This is a genomic window from Streptomyces sp. cg35 (assembly GCF_050410835.1).
GTDB lineage: Bacteria > Actinomycetota > Actinomycetes > Streptomycetales > Streptomycetaceae > Streptomyces.
Genome location: NZ_CP191268.1, coordinates 6691661 through 6709042, shown reverse-complemented (window position 1 = coordinate 6709042; position 17382 = coordinate 6691661). Strand labels below are relative to the sequence as shown.

Here is a 17382-nt window from a genome sequence, read left to right as displayed (position 1 = left end):
GCCCCGGGATCGACGGCCATCGGGCCGGGTCGTCCGTACTGACGGGAACGCCGCGTGGGAGTACTCCCCTCCGCGTCAAGAAGACTACTCGAAAGACCCATGAAAGGTAAAGGTTTAGGTAAAGAGGTCCTCAAGCGTGCAGGTCAAAGGCCTCTTTCCCGACGGGCCCTGGACACTTCCGCGAGCACCTGCCGCAGGACGGCGCTGCCCTGCGGGACGGTCGGCGGCCCGTACGTCCACGCATGTCCGACCCAGGGGTCGGCCAGGTGATCGTCGGGAATCGGCGTCAGACGCAGCAGCGCGCGCCACAGGGGGTCCAGGAGCGGCCCGTACTCGGCGGCGTCCGCCCGGTCGGCCACCAGCATCAGGTGGACCCCGACCTGCGGTCCTTCGTCCGCGAGGTAGCGCAGCCGGGTCACGGCGCGGTCGTCGAAGCCGTGCGGGAAGTCGTGCACGATCAGCAGCTGCTCGGCGACGTCCAGATCGGCCGGCAGCGCGTCGACCGCACCGCTCCTGACGGCCATCTGGACGAGGTCGACGCGCTCGGTCAGCCGGGTCAGCGTCTCGGCGACGCCCGCCGCGCCCCGGGCGACGGGACCGGCGAGCACCCCGGCGTCGACGAGCGGGGCGAGCGCGCCCGTCGCCGTGCCCGCGGGGTCGATCACGTGCACGCTGAACTCGCCCGCCGGGTAGATCGCGAGCAGCCGCGCCGCGTGCACCAGCGCGGTGTGCGCGGCCCGGGCCCGCAGCTCGTCGGCGTCCGTGAGGGCGTCGGCGGCGGAGGCACCCGAGTCGATCCAGAGGCCGCGCTCCAGCGGCAGCCGTACGAGCATCGGGACGCGCAGGCCGGCGCTCTCGCTCTCGGGCAGCCGCAGATCGCCGACGCGGACGGCCATGGGCAGCTCCATGGGGCTGCGGTAGGCGTGCCAGCACGGGTTGTCCCAGTCCGCGTACGCCGCCGGGAGCGCCGGTTCGACGACCTCGGACTCGGCGACGAGCTGTGCCATGTCCCGGTCGAGGGCCTCCCGCGCACGGTCGACCAGGGCGCCGTGCCGGGCGCCTGCGGCCTCGCGCGCGGCGTCCGCCTGGCCGCCGATGCGGCCGCGCGGGTCGGACAGGACCCGATCGAGTTCCTGTTCCTGGCGGGAGTCGGCGAAGTCGACGGCGCTGCGGTAGGCGGCCGTGGTGCGGGCCAGGTCCTCGAACATGCCCCACACCTGGTTGTAGAGCCGCTCCTCCATGCTCCAGCCGGTGGCGTCGCCCGCGACGGGGACGGCGGGCCGTCCCGGTTCGGCGGGGTGTGCGGCGGGCGGGGGCGGGGGTGCCTGGCGGCCCGGGTGCGTGTAGTCGATGGGGCCGTCGGAACCGCTGCCGCGACCGGCGGGGGCGGCCGGCGGCAGGGCGCCCGAGGCGTGTCCCGCGGTGGCCGCCGCGCGGACCTGGGCCTCGTCGGCCGGGCGCGGTGGGGGCGTCACCGCGCGGGCCAGGCCCTGGGCGACGGCGTCGTGGATGGTGCCCGCCAGCGCGTGGGCGTCGGGCACACCCTGGTCGGCGAAGAGGGCGGCGAGTCCGTCCGCGTACCCCTGGCCGATGGCGCGGACCTTCCAGGCGCCCTGCCTGCGGTACAGCTCGAGGGCGGTGACGGCCGACTCGGTGTCGAGGTCGGTGATGGTGTAGCTGGCCTCTTCGACGCCGTCGAGTCCGGTGACCGCGACGAACGGGGCCGCCACGGCACCGAACCGGGTGGGCCCGCCGGCGGTGACCGGCAGGGCGAGCAGCACGGTGACGCGGTGCACGTCCGCCGGCATCGCGTCGAGGTCGACGGCGAGACGGTGGTCGGCCGCGGCCTGGCGCGGGACTTCGAGACCGGGCAGCGCGGGCGCGCCGGGGTGGGCGACGCGCCCGGTGCCGTGCACGGTGCCCCGGTCGTCGGCGAGCGTGGCGCCCGCGACGACCGGCCGGCCGGCCGACACCCGGATCTCCAGACGGGTCTGGGTGAGGGGGTGGTTCTGCCCCCTCACCAGTTCGGCCGCCATCGTGGACCCGCTACAGGCCGGGCAGGATCGCGGGCATCAGGTCCTGGAACGTACGGCCGTTGGCCGCCGTGCCCAGGGCCGTCATCTTCCAGCCGCCCGCGTCGTCCCGGTGCACCTTGGCCATGATCTGCGCCGTGTACTGGCCGCCGCCGTCCAGCGTGTAGCGCGCGAGCTCCTGGCCGGTCGTCTCGTCGACCAGGCGGCAGAACGCGTTCTGCACTTCCTGGAAGGTCTGGCCCGTGAAGGAGTTGACCGTGAAGACGATCTGGTCGATGTGGACGGGCACGCGCGCGAGGTCGACGAGGATCGCCTCGTCGTCGCCGCCCTGGCCGACACCGCCGACCAGGTTGTCACCGGTGTGCCGCACGGAGCCGTCGTCGCTGACGAGGTGGCGGAAGAACACCACGTCCACGGGCTGCTTGCCGGCGAAGAGGACCGCGGACGCGTCGAGGTCGATCTCGCGGGTCCGGGTGCCGAACAGGCCGCGCCGCGGTGCGGCCTGCCAGCCGAGGCCCATGCGCACGGCGGTGAGGGTGCCGCCGCCCTTCTTCTCCAGGCTGATCGCCTGGCCCTTGGTCAAACTGACGCCGGGTCCCTTGGAAAAACCGGCAGAATCGGCCGTCACGCGCTGTCCCCTCTCGAACCGTCCCCTGTTGCCGCGCGGTCCACGCGGTTGGTCCAAACCCTAGAGGGCGGCGCTGACAACGCGGCCACCGCGGGCGGGATTTTGTGGCGGTCCTGCAACACACCGCCCCTCCCGCCCGCGGGGCAGGTCAGGCGATGCCCGCCTCCTTCATCTGCCGCAGCTCCTTCTTCATCTCGGACACCTCGTCGCGCAGGCGTGCCGCGATCTCGAACTGGAGGTCCGCCGCGGCGGCCCGCATCCGCTCGGTCATCTCCTCGATCTGCTCGGAGAGTTCGGCCGCCGGGCGGTCGGTGGGAACGGTCTCCGCGGCCTTGCCGCGCTTCTTCTTGCCCGTGTCCGCCTTGCCGAGCGAGGGGACGGGGGCCTTGGCGCCCTTTCCGTCCTTGCCGCCCTTGCGGTAGCCGGTCCCGAGCAGTTCCTCGGTGTCGACGTCCTCGCGCGCGATGGACGCCACGATGTCGTTGATCTTCTTGCGGAGGGGCTGGGGGTCGATACCGTTCGCCTCGTTGTACGCGATCTGCTTCTCGCGGCGGCGATTGGTCTCGTCGATGGCCTTCTCCATCGCCGGGGTGATCTTGTCGGCGTACATGTGGACCTGGCCCGACACGTTACGAGCGGCGCGGCCGATGGTCTGGATCAGGGACGTGCCGGAGCGCAGGAAGCCCTCCTTGTCGGCGTCGAGGATCGCCACCAGGGAGACCTCGGGCAGGTCGAGGCCCTCCCGCAGCAGGTTGATGCCGACCAGGACGTCGTACTCGCCCGCGCGCAGCTCGCGCAGCAGCTCGACGCGGCGCAGGGTGTCGACGTCGCTGTGCAGGTAGCGCACCTGGATGCCGAGCTCCAGGAAGTAGTCCGTGAGGTCCTCGGCCATCTTCTTGGTGAGCGTGGTGACCAGGACGCGCTCGTCCTTTTCGGTGCGCGTGCGGATCTCGTGTACCAGGTCGTCGATCTGCCCCTCGGTGGGCTTGACGACGACCTCCGGGTCGACGAGGCCGGTGGGGCGGATGATCTGCTCGACGAAGCCGTCGCCGCGCGAGAGTTCGTAGTTCCCGGGCGTCGCCGACAGGTAGACGGTCTGGCCGATGCGCTCCTGAAACTCCTCCCACTTCAGGGGGCGGTTGTCGAGTGCGGACGGCAGCCGGAAGCCATGGTCCACGAGCGTGCGCTTGCGGGACGCGTCGCCCTCGTACATGGCGCCGATCTGCGGCACGGTGACGTGCGACTCGTCGATGACCAGGAGGAAGTCGTCCGGGAAGTAGTCGAGCAGCGTGTTCGGCGGGGAGCCGGGCTCTCGGCCGTCGAAGTGCATCGAGTAGTTCTCCACGCCGGAGCAGGAGCCGATCTGGCGGAGCATCTCGAGGTCGTACGTGGTCCGCATGCGAAGACGCTGGGCTTCGAGCATCTTGCCCTGCTTCTCGAGCTCGGCGAGGCGCTCCCCCAGTTCCTTCTCGATGTCGTTGGCCGCGCGCTCCAGGCGCTCGGGGCCCGCCACGTAGTGGGTCGCCGGGAAGACGTACAGCGAGTCGTCCTCGCTGATGACCTCGCCGGTGAGGGGGTGGAGGGTGGAGAGCGACTCGATCTCGTCGCCGAACATCTCGATGCGGACCGCGAGCTCTTCGTAGACGGGGAAGATCTCGATGGTGTCGCCGCGCACCCGGAAGGTGCCGCGCTGGAACGCCAGGTCGTTGCGCGTGTACTGGATGTCGACGAAACGGCGCAGCAGGTCGTCCCGGTCGATCTCGGCGCCGACCTTCAGGGGGACCATGCGGTCCACGTACTCCTGCGGCGTGCCGAGGCCGTAGATGCACGAGACGGAGGCGACGACCACGACGTCGCGGCGGGTCAGCAGCGAGTTCGTCGCGGAGTGGCGCAGGCGCTCCACCTCCTCGTTGATCGAGGAGTCCTTCTCGATGTAGGTGTCCGACTGCGGGACGTACGCCTCGGGCTGGTAGTAGTCGTAGTACGAGACGAAGTACTCGACCGCGTTGTTCGGCAGCAGCTCGCGGAACTCGTTGGCCAGCTGGGCGGCCAGCGTCTTGTTCGGTGCCATCACCAGGGTGGGGCGCTGGAGCTTCTCGATCATCCACGCCGTGGTGGCGGACTTTCCGGTGCCGGTCGCGCCGAGCAGGACGACGTCCTTCTCACCTGCGCGGACGCGCTTGTCCAGCTCGGCGATGGCCGCGGGCTGGTCACCGCTGGGCTGGTACGGGCTGACGACCTCGAAGGGCGCCACCGTGCGTTCGATCTTGGATACGGGCCGCATGGAATCCACCGTACGACCCACCACTGACAACCGGGCCCGATCCGCCCTCGGGGCCGCGGGTCACCAGCCCTGCGGGGTGCGCGGGGCCTGCCGGTCCGGGGTGCGGCGCGGGCGCGGGACGGGCCGGCGCTGCGGACGGCCCTCCAGCTCCGCCGCCTCCCGGGCGTCGCGCCAGTCGGGGCGGCCCATGACCATCAGCGGGTCGAACATGACGACCACGCCGGCCAGCAGCAGGAAGCACAGGGGGCCGATCATCATCGGGGCGAGGATCCCGGCGGCCGAGTCCCCTCCGGGGGATCCGGTGGCGGAACCGTGGGTATGGACGCTGACGGCGGCCATGCCCATGTAGTGCATGCCGGAGACGGCGAGCCCCATGACGAGACTCGCGCCGAGGCTCCACAGGATGCCGCGGACCTGGACGGCGGCCCAGAGTGCGGCGGTGGCGGCCACCATGGCGATCACCACGGAGGCGCCCACGAGGAAGGTGTTGTACTCGATCGTCCCGTGAAGCCGCATTCCGGCCATTCCCAGGTAGTGCATCGACGCGACCCCCAGGCCGGTGATAGTGCCTCCTGTGAACAGGGCGGGGCCGGTCGCTCCTCGGTAGCCGACGATGAAGACGCCGATGCCGACCATGACGATGGCGACGCCGAGGCTCGCGAACGTGAGGGCCTTGTCGTAGTGGATCGGCACGTCCTCGACGCTGAAGCCCATCATCGCGATGAAGTGCATCGTCCAGATGCCCGAGCCGATCGCCGCGGAACCGAGCGCGAGCCAGCCGGCCCGCCAGGTGTTGGCGACGAGGAGCGATCTGGTGGTGCATCGAAGGCCGAGAGCGCCTCCGAGGCAGGCCATGAAGTACGCCACCAGTGGCGTGACCAGTCCGTAACTGAAGCCGTCGACCGTCCCCTGCATGTCCCGCAGCCCTTCCGCCCATGCTTTTGCCCGAGATGTCCTGCTCGTTCCTCTGAACTACGGCCATGGGGCGACCGCGATCGAGGCTGAGATTAAAGCTCACACGAGAACGTCCGAACGATTTTCCGGCAAAGAATCCCGGCAGTGGACGCGGGGTCGGTCGCAGTTGGATAACTCCGTTCAACCTCTGACCATCCTTCGCCTGTCTTCCGTTGCCTGAGGACTGTCAGTCTCGTTGCGGTCCGTGACCTCACGACGCACGAGGAGCAGACGTGTACCCACGACGCGCAGCAGCCGCACTGGCCTCGATGACAGGCTCCGTCGTCATCGGTGTCCTGGTCCTGCCCACTGCCTCACAAGCCGCCACCGGACACGACAGGCCCGAGATCGTCGCTCACCGCGGCGCCTCCGCCTACGCCCCCGAGAACACCCTGGCAGCCATCGACAAGGCCGACGACCTCGGCTTCAGCTGGGTCGAGAACGACGTGCAGCGCACCAAGGACGGCGCACTCGTCGTCATCCACGACACGACCCTGGCACGCACCACGAACGCCGAGGAGGTGTTCCCCGACCGCGCCCCGTGGAACGTGGCCGACTTCACCGCCGCGGAGATCGCCAAGCTCGACGCGGGCAGCTGGAAGGGCTCCGAGTTCGCCGGCGCGCGGATCCCGACGCTGCACCAGTACCTGAAGCGGGTCACGCACAACCACCAGAAGCTGCTCATGGAGATCAAGGCGCCCGAGCTGTACCCGGGCATCGAGGACCAGATCCTGCGCCAGCTGCGCAGGGACGGCTGGCTGAACCGCTGGCACGTCAAGCACCGCCTGGTCATCCAGAGCTTCAGCGCGGACAGCGTGCGGACCGTGCACGAGCGGCGCCCGGACATCACGACCGGGTTCCTCGGCACGCCCGCCGTCGCCGACCTGCCCGCGTACGCGGCGTTCGCCGACCAGATCAACCCGTCCCACACGACGATCTCCGCGGACTACGTGACCGCCGTCCACGCCCTCAAGGGCCCGCACGGCAAGCCGCTCGACGTCTCCACCTGGACCGTCAACGACACCGCGAGCGCCCGGCGCGCGGCCGGGCTCGGCGTCGACGGGATCATCACCAACAACCCGGACGTGGTGCGCGCGGCCCTCGACTGACCCGGGGCCGGGGCGTTGTCAGTGCCGCGCCGTAGCGTGGTCGGCATGGACGCCACTGGGCAGAACGAGCAGGGCACGCCAGCCGCGGCGCGGCGGGTCGTGTGGGCCGTCGTGGGCAGCGGCATCGGGCCGCTGCTGCTCGCCGCGACGGACGAGGGTCTGGTGAACGTGGTCTTCCACGCCACCGACGCGGTGCGGGACGAGGCGCTGGACCGGCTCGGCTCCCGATTCGGGGCCGAGCCGGTCGAGGCGCCGGACTCACCGCTGCTCGCCGAGGCGAGAAGCCAGCTGGCGGACTACTTCGCGGGGCGCCGGCGCGACTTCGAGCTGCCGCTCGACTGGTCGCTGATCGCCGGGTTCAACCGCGAGGTGCTGCGCGAGCTGGCGGCCGGGGTGCCCTTCGGGGCGGTCGTGGGGTACGGGGATCTGGCCCACCGCGTCGGGCAGCCCGGCGCCGCGCAGGCCGTGGGCGCGGCGATGGGGGCGAATCCGTTGCCGGTGGTGGTGCCGTGCCATCGGGTGGTGGAGCGCGACGGCGGGATCGGCGGGTTCGGGGGCGGGCTCGAGACGAAGCGGCAGTTGCTCGCGCTGGAAGGGGTGTTGCCCGAGCCGCTGTTCTGAGAGGGTCCCGGGGGCCGAGGGGTTCTGCGTCACGTCGGGGTGGGGGTTGTTTCGTTGGGTGCGGGTGGGGAGCGGTTCTGTCGCGTCGAGGGCTCGTCCCCGGACGCCGGGCGGGCGGCCGAGGCCGTGGACGGCGTCGAGGGCGCGCGTGCGCTGCAGCGGCGTACGCAGCGGGTGCTGGTCGCCTCGCAGATACTCGGCGGACTCGGGACGGCCACCGGGATCGCGCTGGCCACCGTGCTCGCCAAGAAGGTCAGCGGGGACGAGGCGCTGTCGGGGCTCGCGTCGACGGCGAGCGTCGCCGGGAGCGCGGTCCTCTCGGTTCCGCTGGCCGCGCTCATGAACGCGCGGGGGCGGCGGGTCGGGCTCGTCCTCGCCTATCTGATCGGCGCCTGCGGTGCCGCGCTGACCGTGGTCGCCGCCAGGGCCGGGAGCTTTCCGCTGCTCCTCGTGGGGCTCGCGGGCTTCGGTGCCGCGTCGTCCGCCAATCTGCAGGCCCGGTACGCGGCCGCCGACCTGGCCGATCCCGGCCGGCGGGCCCGGGCGATCTCGACCGTCGTGTGGGCCACCACCATCGGTGCCGTCCTGGGGCCGAACATAGCGGCGCCGGCGGGCCGCAGCGTCGCCGGGCTCGGCATACCCGAGGAGGCGGGGCCCTTCGTGTGGGCCGCCGGGGTGTTCCTCCTGTCCGCGGCGCTGGTGCACGTCCTGCTGCGGCCCGATCCGCTGCTGACCGCGCGGGCGCTGGCCCCCGCGGAGGAGCAGACGCGCGAGGCGCGCTCGCTGCGCGCGGGGTTCGCCGCCGTGTCCGTGTCGCCGCGCGCCCGGCTCGCGCTGGTGACGGTCGCCGTGTCGCACACCGTGATGGTGTCGGTCATGTCGATGACGCCGGTGGACCTCGAACACCACGGCGCCGCCATCGAGTTGATCGGGCTCGTCATCAGCGGGCACATCGCCGGGATGTACGCGTTCTCCCCGGTGATGGGGCGGCTCGCCGACCGGTTCGGGCGGCCGGCGGTGATCGGGCTCGCGGTCGGGCTGCTCGCGTGCGCGGCGCTGCTCGCCGGGACGGCGGGCGACAGCCATGCGCAGAGCGCCGCGGGACTGTTCGTGCTGGGGCTCGGCTGGTCGGCGGGGCTCGTCGCGGGTTCCGCGCTGCTCACCGACTCCGTGCCCCAGGCCGCGCGGGCCGCCGCGCAGGGCCTGTCCGACCTGACGACGAGCCTGTCGGCGGGCATCGGCAGTGTGACGGCGGGCCTCGTGGTGGCGACGGCGAGCTACGCGTGGCTGAACCTGGCCGCGGCGTGCCTGCTGGTACCGCTCGCCGCCTTCGCCCTGTTCACGCGACGGACCCAGGTGTCCTAGCGGGAGCGGGAGTTCAGCCCGTCGTGAGGTGGTAGGCCTTGCGCAGCGTCTCGTGGACCGTCCATGTCGTGCGGTCGCCCTCGCGGAGCACGGCGGCGGTGCCGGGGCCGAGTTCCAGGACGGCTCCGCCCTCGACCTCGACGGTGGCGCGGCCGCTGACGACCACGAACAGTTCGTCGGCCTCGGTGTCGGTGACGACGCCGGGCGTGATCTGCCAGATACCGCGCACCTGCTTGCCGTCGGCGGACTCCCACAGCACCGCGCCGGTGACGACCGGGTCGCCCGAGACGATCTGCGCGGGGTCGAGCGGCTCCGGCTCCAGCGGGACGTCCGGGACGCGGACGGCGAAGGAAGCGGTCGGCGCGACGGACGGGAAGGCGGCGGACGGGGAAGAAGGCTGATCGTTCGTGGTCATGGGCGGTCACCCTAGACGGCGTGCGCCTCTCCTCTCACTGGACGGCTCGTAGCGTGTGCGGGGCGGCGACTGGACGGCCCGTCGAGGGGAAGACGTTCGACAGACAAGCAAAGCGATGTGGCGACATGTCCCCCAGGAGGCAGAGCATGGAGATCTCCGGCATTCTCAGCGCGATAGTGATCGGCATCATCATCGGCGTGCTCGGCCGTCTGGCGCTGCCCGGCCGGCAGCGCATCGGCATCCTCGCGACGGTCGCCGTCGGCATCGTGGCGGCCCTGCTCGGCTCGGCGATCGCCGCGGGCTTCGACGTCGCCGACACCAAGGGCGTGGACTGGGTCGAGTGGCTGATCCAGATCGGCCTGGCGGCGCTCGGTGTCGCACTCCTCGACCGCGGTTCGCGCCGCCGCTGAGCCAGGCGCCCTTTTCTCCGGACCCGTTCTTCGACAGCCTGGTCCGCCAGGACTCCTCAGAACGCCGATTCGGTAGCAGACTCCGCCGTGCGCACAGCCGGAACATCCGCCGTACGACGAGTCACGGAGCCGAAGGGACGGCGATCAGGCATGAGCGGAAACAGGGCAGTCGCGTACCTCAAGCCGGGGGCGGTGGAGGTCAGGACCATCGACCACCCCACGCTCGAGCTGAAGGACGGTCCGGGGGTGGCGCCCGCGAATGTCGGCCGGACGTGCCGGCACGGCGTCATCCTCAAGGTGCTGGCCACCAACATCTGCGGCAGCGACCAGCACATGGTGCGCGGCCGCACCACCGCGCCCGAGGGCCTGGTCCTCGGCCACGAGATCACCGGCGAGATCGTCGAGAAGGGCCCCGACGTCGAGTTCCTGAACGTCGGGGACGTCGTCTCGGTGCCGTTCAACATCGCGTGCGGACGGTGCCGCAACTGCAAGGAGCGCAAGACCGGCATCTGCCTGAACGTCAACCCCGCACGTCCCGGGGCGGCTTACGGCTATGTCGACATGGGCGGCTGGGTCGGCGGGCAGGCCGAGTACGTCATGGTCCCGTACGCGGACTTCAACGCGCTGCGCTTCCCCGACCCGGAGCAGGCGCGCGAGAAGCTGCTCGATCTGACGATGCTGTCGGACATCTTCCCGACCGGCTTCCACGGGGCGGTGACCGCGGGCGCCGGGGTCGGCTCGACGGTGTACGTCGCCGGGGCCGGGCCCGTCGGGCTCGCGGCGGCCGCCTCCGCGCAGCTGCTGGGCGCGGCCGTGGTGATCGTCGGTGACCTGAACTCCGAACGGCTGGCGCAGGCGCGGAGTTTCGGCTGCGAGACCGTCGATCTGACGCGCGGCACGGTCGAGGAGCAGGTGGCCGGGATCCTCGGCGTTCCCGAGGTGGACGCGGCCGTGGACGCGGTCGGCTTCGAGGCCCGCGCGCACGGCCCGGAGTCCCCCGAGGCCCCCGCGACCGTCCTCAACTCGCTGATGGGCGTCACGGCGGCCGGGGGCGCGCTCGGTATCCCCGGACTGTACGTCACCGACGACCCGGGCGGCATCGACCAGGACGCGCGCACCGGGACGCTGAAGGTGCGGCTCGGGCTCGGCTGGGCGAAGAGTCACCGGCTGACGACCGGGCAGTGCCCCGTCATGAAGTACCACCGGGCTCTGATGATGGCGATCCTGCACGAGCGTGTGCACATCGCCAAGGCCGTCAACGCGACGGTGATCGGGCTGGACGACGCGCCGCGCGGCTACGCCGAGTTCGACCAGGGTGCGAGCCGGAAGTACGTCCTCGATCCGCACGGCGCGCTGAGCGGCGTACGGGCGGTGTGAGATCCGAGGAGCGTCCGCAGGGACGGCCCGGGGGAAGCGGGCTGCACGCGCGCGTGGAGCCCGCTTCCCGTCCGCCGCCCGCCCCCGAGCGGCATGACGTCCCGCACGCCTGTGGCGATGTGTCGAGTCGTCGACGTATCGATGTGTTTGAGGGTGCGGCGCGCCCGCCAGTGATGACAGAGACGGATTCCAACTGGCGGGAGGCGAGCGCGTGTTGGTCGTGTCGGACGAGGTACGGGACGCGGTCGGGGCGGGGCGTCCGGTGGTGGCGCTGGAGTCGACGATCATCGCGCACGGGCTGCCGCGGCCCCGCAATCTGCGGGTCGCCGTGGAGCTGGAGCGGGCCGTACGGGACGAGGGCGCGGTGCCCGCGACGATCGCCGTGCTGGACGGGCGGCCCCATGTCGGCCTGGACAAGCAGCAGTTGGAGCGGATCGCGAGCCGGGACGGGATCCGGAAGCTGAGCCACCGCGATCTGCCGCTGGCCGTCGCGGCCCGCGCGAGCGGTGCGACGACCGTCTCGGCGACGGCGCTGCTCGCGGCGCGCGCCGGCCTCCGCGTCTTCGCGACGGGCGGGCTCGGCGGGGTGCACCGGGGGTGGACGCAGACGCAGGACGAGTCGGCGGATCTGGGACTGCTCGCGCGGACGCGGATCACCGTGGTGTGCGCGGGGGTGAAGTCGATTCTGGACGTGCCCGCCACGTTGCAGCGGCTGGAGACGCTCGGGGTGCCGGTGGCGGGGTTCGGGACCGGCCGTTTCCCCGGCTTCTATCTGGCCGACTCGGGTGAACCGGTGGACTGGACGCTCCGCACGCCGGACGAGGTGGCACAGGTGATGCGGGCGCAGGACGCGCTGGGCGGGGGCGAGTCGGCACTGATCGTCGCCAACCCCGTGCCGGAAGCCGAGCAGCTCGATCCGGCGCTGCACGCGCGCGTGCTGGAGGACGGGCTGCGGGCGTGCGACGAGCGGGGCTTCAGCGGCCAGGCCGTGACGCCGTTCCTGCTGGACTACGTGGCGCGGCACACCGACGGCGCCTCGCTGGAGGCCAACCTGGCGGCCGTGCGCGGGAACGTGCGGCTCGCCGGGCGGATCGCGGGCGCCTGGGCCGGGGCGTGACCCGGGCGGCCGGCGGGGCGCTGCTCGTGGTCGGCGACGTCGTCACGGATGTCGTCGCACGGCATCGCGGGCCCCTGGCCGCGGGGACGGACACGGCGGCCGCGATCCGTACGGTACCCGGCGGCGCGGGCGCCAACGTGGCCTGCTGGGCGGCACATCGGGGCTGCCGGGACGTGGCCCTGCTCGGGCGGGTCGGGGCGGAGTCGGCGCGGTGGCACGAGGACGCGCTGCTGCGCGCCGGGGTGCGGCCCCGGCTGGTGGTGGACGCGGAGGCGGTGACCGGGGCGGTGATCTGTCTCGTCGACGCGGAGAACGGGGCCGAGCGGACGTTCCTGACGGACAGCGGGGCGAGTCTGCGGATCGGGCCCGGGGACTGGTCGGCCTCGTACCTCGACGCCGTCGGCTGGCTGCACCTGTCCGGCTACCTGTTCTTCTCGGCCACGGGGCGGGAGTTGGTGGCGGTCGCGCTGCGCGATGCCCGCGCGCGTGGGGTGCCGGTGAGTGTGGACCCCGCGTCGGCCGGGTTCCTGCGCGGCTTGGGGGCCGGACGGTTTCTGGCTCTGGCCGACGGGGTGGACGTCCTCGTGCCGAGCCGGGACGAGGCCGTGCTGCTCGGCGGGGCGGACGGCGCGAGCGCGAGGGACGAGGTGGAGGACGCGGCGGCGAAGCTGAGCGGGCGGTTTCCGGTGGTGGTCGTGAAGGCCGGGGCGGCCGGCGCTGTCGTGGCGCGGGGCGGCGTGGTGCGGGAGCGGGCCGCGGCGGTCCCGGGTGTGGTGGTGCGGGACTCGACGGGCGCCGGGGACGCGTTCACCGGGGCGCTCGTCGCCGCGCGGCTGCGGGGGGACGCATGGCGGGAGGCCGCGGCGGAGGGCTGCCTGGCCGGAGCGGAGGCTGTGGGATTGGTGGGTGGGCGGCCGGGTGGGGAGACGGGGTGACGAGGTGACGGGGTGACGGGGTCTCGGACGTCTGCGGGCGCTTGAGGCCGAGGTCTCGGGGCCTTCGCCCCGGTCCCCGCTCCTCAAGCGCCGGAGGGCTTGATTACGCCTTCCTCCCCCACGCCGAGATCAGCGGTGCGGTCGCGAGGTCCATCGAGCCCTCGGCGACGTTGGCCAGGTGCTGGTCGATGTCCTGGTCGGTGGCGAGGCCCGCCTCGACCAGGGAGCCGCGGATCTGCTGGACGGTCGCTGTCTCCAGGGCCGTGCAGGCGGGGGACGTCAGGGGGAAGTAGGCGTCCGCCTCGACCTGGCGCAGGCCCGCCTCGCGCAGCAGGCGCGGGAGTTTGCGGCCGTACGAGAGGTCGGCGCCACGTTCCGCGAGCAGGGACCGGAAGCCGTGGCGCAGGCGGTTGGCCAACTCCTGCTCGGGGCCGTGCTCGTCGGGGCAGAGCAGCGGCTGGAGCGCGGGGTCGGCGTCCTCCAGAAGGAGGCGGCCACCGGGGCGCAGGGCGCGGATCATCGACTGCAACGCCCGCTCCCGGTCCGGGACATGGACCAGGACGAGCCGGGCGTGCACCAGGTCGAAGCCCTCGGCGGGCGGCTCGTCGGCTCCGACGTCGTGCCGCCGCACCTCGACGGGGGTGCGCGGCGCGGCGGTCTGCCAGGACGTGTCGATGTCGGTGGCGAGGACCCGGCCGGTCGGGCCGACCTTCCGTGCCAGCCAGGACACCACCGAGGTGCCGCCGGCGCCGACTTCCCAGCATCGCCAGCCGGAACCGATGCCGAGCCGCTCGATGTGCCGGAACGTCGTGGGGTCGAACAGGGTCGAGAAGGCGTCGAAGCGCCGCCCCGCCTCGGGCTGCTGGTTGTCGAGGAGGTACGCGTGGCCACCGGATCGCATCATGGGCCGATCATCCCAGCCTCCTCGCCCGATACCGCTTATTTGCCCTGTTTGATGCCTGTACAGGGCCTGCCGTGGTGTCGGTGACGGCTGGCAGACTGGCTGGCCGAGTCGCCCTCGCGGCAGGGCGGTGGCCAGGTACGAGTGGGTACAGGAACGGGCGCAAGGAGCCGAGCATGTCGATGGCGGGCAACCTGCGGAAGGTCAGCGGCCTGCGCGGGGTGGGCGGGCTGCGGAAGGTCGCACGGCTGGCGCGGCGCCGGCCCCGGGTCGATCTGAGCCACCCGGCGCGCTCCCCGCTCGGATCGGCGGTGGTGAACTGCGTGACGTACCGCGACGGGGTGCGCGAGCGGGGCGGCCGCGATCTGGTCGAGGCAGTGCGCGCGGTGCGGAAGTCGGACGACGGGTTCGTCTGGCTCGGTCTGCACGAGCCCTCCGAGCTGGAGTTCGCGGACATCGCCGAGCTGTTCGACCTGCATCCGCTGGCGGTGGAGGACGCGGTCCACGCGCATCAGCGGCCGAAGGTCGAGCGGTACGGGCAGACGCTGTTCGCCGTGCTGAAGACGGTCTGTTACGTCGAGCACGCGGAGCTCACCGCGACCAGCGAGATCGTCGACACCGGCGAGATCATGGTGTTCGTCGGGCGGGAGTTCGTGATCACGGTGCGGCACGGCCGGCACGGTTCGCTCGGGCCGGTGCGGGAGAGCCTGGAGGCGGCTCCGGAGCAGCTCGCCAAGGGGCCGGCCGCGGTGCTGCACGCCATCGCGGACGGTGTGGTCGACGACTATCTGACGGTGATCGACGAGGTGCAGTCGGACATCGACGAGGTCGAGGCGGACGTGTTCGCGCAGAACGGGGCGCGGGCCGATCCGGGCCGCATCTACCAGCTCAAGCGCGAACTGCTGGAACTGAAGCGGGCGGTGGTGCCGCTGGCCCGCCCGATACAGGAGCTGGCGGGCCGCCGGTTCCCCGTCGTGCCGCCCGAGATACAGGCGTACTTCCGTGACGTGTCGGACCATCTGCTGCGCGCGGCGGAGCAGATCGCGGCCTTCGACGAACTGCTGAACTCGATCCTGCAGGCCCATCTCGCGCAGGTGACGGTCGCGCAGAACGAGGACATGCGCAAGATCACGGCGTGGGCGGCGATCGTCGCCGTCCCGACGATGGGCTGCGGGATCTACGGCATGAACTTCGACCACATGCCGGAGCTGCACTGGCGCTACGGCTATCCGCTCATGCTGTCCGTCATCGCCGCGATCTGTGTCGGCGTCTACCGGGGCTTCAAGCGCAACGGCTGGCTCTGAGAGCCTGCGCGTCGGACCGTCAGCCCTTGGCGTAGACGCTCTCCACCCACGACGCGATCTGGTCCTCGGACAGGTGGGTGGCCAGGTCGGCCTCGCTGATCATGCCGACCAGACGCTTGTTCTCGATGACCGGCAGGCGGCGGATCTGGTGGTCCTGCATCTCGTGGAGGACCTCGTCGACGTCGGCGCCCGCGTCGACCCAGCGGGGTGTGCCCTTGGCCATGTCACCCGCGGTGACCTGGGCGGGGTCGTGGCCCATGGCGACGAAGCCGACGACGATGTCGCGGTCGGTGAGGATGCCGCACAGCCGCTCGTTCTCGTCGCTGATGGGCAGCGCGCCGACGTTCAGTTCGCGCATCAGCTGGGCGGCGCGGTCCAGGGTCTCGTGGGCGGGGATCCAGCGCGCACCGGGGTGCATGATGTCCGCGGCGGTGGTCATGGTCGTACCTCCCGGTGCCGGGGTGGGGGTCCGGCGCCGTCCCTCATTCTCGCCGCGCCCGGTACGGGCCGCATGTCATCGCTGTGACCAGGCGGGATGCCGCGGATCGTCGGCGCGTACGACGACGTCGGCGGTGGCGGCCGGGTCGGTCTCGGTGTCGTAGCGGGCGAAGGCCGGCAGGGTCCACCGGGCGTCCTCGGGCGTGCGCCGCCGCAGCGCGCCCGGGGTCAGACTCACGTGGACCGTCAGGTCGAAGGGGAACCAGTGGTTCAGCAGGAAGGGGCCGTGCAGCAACAGCGCTCCGCCGGGCGGGAGTTCGGCGTAGGGGGTGCGGGTGGCGCGGTCGGTGGCCGGGTCCCACAGGTCGGGCAGGACGCGGCCCGTGCCGTCCGGTTCGAGGGGGCCGAACACCTCGCGCCACAGCGCGCCCGTGTCGAACCAGCCGCTGTAGTACGACTCCTCGTCCTCGCGACCGAACTCGTAGCGCAGCGAGGCCGGGCGCAGGAAGCCCTCGGTGCCGATCGCCACGGACGTGCGGCCGCGCACCCGCAGGGCTTCGGCGACGCGGGCCGCGAGGTCGCCGGGGCGGGCGGCCGGTGCCCCGTCGAACGCGACCTTCGGCCAGGGGCCGCCGTCGGCCGGCTTCAGGTCGAGCAGCCGCTCGGCGAGGGCGTCGCCGAGCCGTTCCCAGGTGATCGCTTCGAGTCGCACACGCTCCATGATGCCGCGCGGTGACGGAGCCTCTCCGGCGGGCATGAACCTCGTATGAGCAGCACAGTCCCGGATTCGGCGCGCGGCCCGCTCGTCTTCCGGCCGGTCAGGCGCAGACGGTGCGGCGCCTGCCACGTCGGGCCGCTCGCCCTGCTGGCCCTGGAGGAGGGGCAGCCGCGCTGTCTGGACTGCGCCGACCTGGGGCATCTGGTGTATCTGCCGCGCGGCGACACCGCGTTGACCCGGCGGGCCCGTGAGGAGAGCGGTCTGTCGGCGGTCGTGGTGCGGTTCCACCGGCGGCGCGGGCGGTACGAGCGCCAGGGCGTGCTCGTCGAGGAGGCGGCGCTCGTGCGGGCCGAGGCGCGCTGTCTGGCGGACGCCGAGGCGCGGGCCCGGCGACGGGAGCGGGACGCGGCGCGGCGGGCGGCGCACGACGTGCGGTTCGTGGCGTCGTTCGCGGCGGAGATCCGGCGCCTGTACCCCGGTTGTCCGGCCGAGCGGGCGGCGGCGATCGCCGGGCACGCGGGGCTGCGGGGCAGCGGGCGGGTAGGGCGCAGCGCGGCGGGGCGGGCGCTGTCGGAAGGGGCGGTCGGCGCCGCGGTGCGGGCCGCGGTCCGGCACGTGGACACGCCGTACGACCGGCTGTTGATGGACGGGGTGCCCCGCAGGGAGGCACGGACGCGGGTGACCGGGACCGTCGAGGCCGTGCTGGACGCCTGGCGGGCGGGCCGGGCCGGGAGCGGGCACATGCCCGGAGCATGAGGAAATCGCTGCCCATG

Annotated in this window: 17 protein-coding genes; 9 read left to right on the top strand and 8 right to left on the bottom strand. The window is 72.4% G+C overall.

The features are described 5' to 3' along the window. Nucleotides 1-143 precede the first annotated feature (143 nt). The 4 genes from ACQUQD_RS30600 to ACQUQD_RS30585 form a co-directional block, all read right to left on the bottom strand. Complete coding sequence (locus ACQUQD_RS30600) at nt 144-2036, bottom strand: TerD family protein (RefSeq protein WP_428955384.1); 1893 nt, start codon at nt 2034-2036, stop codon at nt 144-146. 10 nt (nt 2037-2046) lie between these two features. After that, on the bottom strand, nt 2047-2616 hold the full coding sequence (locus ACQUQD_RS30595; RefSeq protein ID WP_428957701.1) for a TerD family protein: 570 nt from the start codon (nt 2614-2616) through the stop codon (nt 2047-2049). A gap of 193 nt (nt 2617-2809) precedes the next feature. Next, entirely contained in the window at nt 2810-4945 is a 2136-nt protein-coding gene (gene uvrB / locus ACQUQD_RS30590; RefSeq protein WP_428955383.1) for an excinuclease ABC subunit UvrB, read from the bottom strand. Nucleotides 4946-5005: 60 nt separating this feature from the next. Then, nucleotides 5006-5860: an MHYT domain-containing protein gene (locus tag ACQUQD_RS30585; protein WP_428955382.1), complete on the bottom strand. Its 855-nt coding sequence runs from the start codon at nt 5858-5860 to the stop codon at nt 5006-5008. 308 nt (nt 5861-6168) lie between these two features. Here ACQUQD_RS30585 and ACQUQD_RS30580 point away from each other — a divergent pair, with 308 nt between their 5' ends. The 3 genes from ACQUQD_RS30580 to ACQUQD_RS30570 all read left to right on the top strand — a co-directional run bounded on the left by ACQUQD_RS30580 (nt 6169) and on the right by ACQUQD_RS30570 (nt 8994). Beyond that, nucleotides 6169-7008 (top strand): glycerophosphodiester phosphodiesterase, encoded by an 840-nt coding sequence (locus tag ACQUQD_RS30580; RefSeq protein ID WP_428957700.1) that lies wholly within the window; start codon nt 6169-6171, stop codon nt 7006-7008. 45 nt (nt 7009-7053) lie between these two features. Beyond that, nucleotides 7054-7629: a methylated-DNA--[protein]-cysteine S-methyltransferase gene (locus ACQUQD_RS30575; protein WP_428955381.1), complete on the top strand. Its 576-nt coding sequence runs from the start codon at nt 7054-7056 to the stop codon at nt 7627-7629. A 126-nt stretch (nt 7630-7755) separates the two neighbouring features. Beyond that, on the top strand, nt 7756-8994 hold the full coding sequence (locus ACQUQD_RS30570) for an MFS transporter (protein WP_428957699.1): 1239 nt from the start codon (nt 7756-7758) through the stop codon (nt 8992-8994). A 13-nt stretch (nt 8995-9007) separates the two neighbouring features. On the opposite strand, the gene ACQUQD_RS30565 is transcribed toward ACQUQD_RS30570, so the two are convergent. Continuing rightward, nucleotides 9008-9409, bottom strand: coding sequence for a cupin domain-containing protein (locus tag ACQUQD_RS30565; RefSeq protein ID WP_428955380.1), 402 nt, complete (start codon nt 9407-9409; stop codon nt 9008-9010). Nucleotides 9410-9555: 146 nt separating this feature from the next. Here ACQUQD_RS30565 and ACQUQD_RS30560 point away from each other — a divergent pair, with 146 nt between their 5' ends. The 4 genes from ACQUQD_RS30560 (at nt 9556) to ACQUQD_RS30545 (ending at nt 13248) form a co-directional block, all read left to right on the top strand. Beyond that, the gene (locus tag ACQUQD_RS30560) at nt 9556-9819 is read left to right on the top strand and encodes a GlsB/YeaQ/YmgE family stress response membrane protein (RefSeq protein ID WP_428955379.1); all 264 of its coding nucleotides are present in this window, start codon (nt 9556-9558) and stop codon (nt 9817-9819) included. A gap of 150 nt (nt 9820-9969) precedes the next feature. Next, a complete protein-coding gene (fdhA, locus tag ACQUQD_RS30555) occupies nt 9970-11196 on the top strand; it encodes a formaldehyde dehydrogenase, glutathione-independent (RefSeq protein ID WP_428955378.1) in 1227 nt (408 codons plus the stop codon). A 211-nt stretch (nt 11197-11407) separates the two neighbouring features. After that, on the top strand, nt 11408-12313 hold the full coding sequence (locus ACQUQD_RS30550; protein WP_428955377.1) for a pseudouridine-5'-phosphate glycosidase: 906 nt from the start codon (nt 11408-11410) through the stop codon (nt 12311-12313). Further along, nucleotides 12310-13248, top strand: coding sequence for a carbohydrate kinase family protein (locus ACQUQD_RS30545; protein WP_428955376.1), 939 nt, complete (start codon nt 12310-12312; stop codon nt 13246-13248). The genes ACQUQD_RS30550 and ACQUQD_RS30545 overlap by 4 nt, the downstream gene beginning before the upstream one ends. Nucleotides 13249-13351: 103 nt before the next feature. Here ACQUQD_RS30545 and ACQUQD_RS30540 read toward each other — a convergent pair whose 3' ends face one another. Beyond that, nucleotides 13352-14152 (bottom strand): methyltransferase domain-containing protein, encoded by an 801-nt coding sequence (locus ACQUQD_RS30540; protein ID WP_428955375.1) that lies wholly within the window; start codon nt 14150-14152, stop codon nt 13352-13354. A 173-nt stretch (nt 14153-14325) separates the two neighbouring features. Here ACQUQD_RS30540 and ACQUQD_RS30535 point away from each other — a divergent pair, with 173 nt between their 5' ends. After that, nucleotides 14326-15453 carry a magnesium and cobalt transport protein CorA gene (locus ACQUQD_RS30535; protein WP_428955374.1) on the top strand — a complete coding sequence of 376 codons (1128 nt, stop codon included), beginning with the start codon at nt 14326-14328 and terminating at the stop codon, nt 15451-15453. Between the two features lie 19 nt (nt 15454-15472). On the opposite strand, the gene ACQUQD_RS30530 is transcribed toward ACQUQD_RS30535, so the two are convergent. Then, the gene (locus tag ACQUQD_RS30530; RefSeq protein ID WP_428955373.1) at nt 15473-15892 is read right to left on the bottom strand and encodes a CBS domain-containing protein; all 420 of its coding nucleotides are present in this window, start codon (nt 15890-15892) and stop codon (nt 15473-15475) included. Between the two features lie 75 nt (nt 15893-15967). Next, nucleotides 15968-16612 carry a uridine kinase gene (locus ACQUQD_RS30525; RefSeq protein ID WP_428955372.1) on the bottom strand — a complete coding sequence of 215 codons (645 nt, stop codon included), beginning with the start codon at nt 16610-16612 and terminating at the stop codon, nt 15968-15970. A 45-nt stretch (nt 16613-16657) separates the two neighbouring features. Between ACQUQD_RS30525 and ACQUQD_RS30520 the strand changes: the two genes are divergently transcribed. Further along, entirely contained in the window at nt 16658-17365 is a 708-nt protein-coding gene (locus ACQUQD_RS30520) for a DUF2293 domain-containing protein (RefSeq protein WP_428955371.1), read from the top strand. Nucleotides 17366-17382 lie beyond the last annotated feature (17 nt).